Source organism: Mesorhizobium sp. P5_C1 (assembly GCF_054049815.1).
The window spans coordinates 1-1,725 of the sequence record NZ_JBFULQ010000840.1 but is presented as its reverse complement, the minus strand read 5'-3'; the positions used below and the strand labels follow the sequence as shown (position 1 = coordinate 1,725).

1 pseudogene is annotated in these 1,725 nt (G+C 58.9%); it reads left to right on the top strand.

The window, feature by feature from the left end:
• A pseudogene (locus tag ACXJ7R_RS31825) lies at positions 1-1,725 on the top strand (hypothetical protein); the annotation flags it as partial.

Sequence of the window (1,725 nt, the reverse complement as noted above, 5' to 3'; positions counted from 1 at the left end):
CTTGCAGGCGTTCGATGAGGGGGCGACGTCCGTCCTGACGCCGCATGCGCTGGCTCCCAACCTCCATCCCGAAGGCCCAAACGACCTGACCTTCATGCAAGCCGGGATTTACAATCTGGGATTTCTGGCCCTGGCCAGGACGGACGAGACGTCAGCCTTGCTGGAATGGTGGGAGACGCGCCTGCGAAACGAGTGTGTCGCCAATCGCCTGAGCGACGGGATTTTCGTCGACCAGAAGTTCATGGACCTGTGGCCGGCCTATTGCTCGGGCACGCACATCTTGCGCGATCCAGCCTACAACGTGGCGTACTGGAACCTCGATACCCGCACGATCAAAAAGACGAGTGAACGATACGAGGTCAACGGCTCGCCACTCGCCTTCTTTCATTTTAGCGGGATCACTCCCGGCGACCAGAGTGTCCTTTCAAAGCACCAGCAGCGGTGGAAGCCAACGTCGACCAAGGAGTTGGAAAACCTGTTGGCCGATTATCACGACCAGTTGGAGGCCTATGGGGCAAGCAGGTTCTCTGCAGTGCCTTATGGCTTCGGGACGTTTTCCGATGGCACCGACATTCCGAGCCTGGCGCGAATTGTCTATCGCGAGAAGCTCGAACCTTTCGAGGGCGATCCCTTCGCCTTGATGCCCGACAATCTCGACCGTCCAGCCGACATCAGGCCCAACCCCGGTGGCGTGGTCACGCAGCTTGCGCACGCACTCTGGACGACGAGGCGCGACCTGCAATCTTACTTCCCCCTCCAGGAGGGACGATCCCAGATCAACTATGCCGACTGGTATATGTCCGGCGGCGCGACGTCGGCCGGAATCCCTCCCAGGTTCACGAAAACGGTCGCCGAAAGAATGAGCCAACTTGGATCTGCGAAGACCGGCCCAAACGCAGTGGCGGACGTTTCCGCCAAACAAGCCTCGATGATCGCGGCGCGTGTCGCGCGTCGTGCTTATCGAACTCTCGTAAGAGCCCAACCTCACATTCGCTGGCTCTACAGAATGGTGCCGCCGGCCAGGCGAAAACAATTTCTCGATGCGATGTTCAGGCGTGCCTGGCCCACGAATTTCGATACGACAACCCAGGCTACGCTTGCGCCTGGTCTATCCCTCATCGGTTACCCTTTTTCAGAGACGGGCGTCGGTGAAGCCATGCGTTCGCTCGCCCGATCGATTGAGAGCGCGGGCATCAATTACGATGTCACGAATTTTGACGAGCAGGTTCTTTCGTCGCACAGGGACAGAGCCCTGACGCACCGCATCGCTGCGCGGCCGTCCAAAATGGTGAACGTTTTCTGCGTAAACGCCGACATGCTGGGGTCAACCATTCAGGGCGTCGGCGTCGGTGTTCTGCACAACAGATACAATATCGYCCGGCCTTTCTGGGAACTGCCTCTGATCCACCCGCAATGGCTGACCAGCTTGCAGCATGTGGACGAGATTTGGGCCCCGACGGCCTTCGTCCGCGACGCGTTCATAGCCGGTACGGACCGTCCCGTCGTGCACGTTCCAGTGGCCATATCCGTTCCGCCCAACATCGAGGCGAACCGGGAACGCTTCCAGATTCCAAAGGATTCCACGGCATTCTTGTTTGCATTCGATTTTTCGTCCTACCCGGACCGAAAGAACCCGGATGCCGTTTTGCAGGCCTATCTTCGCGCGTTCGGACAGGACCGCGATCGGCGGGTTTCCTTGATCATCAAGACAATGGGCAATAGCCC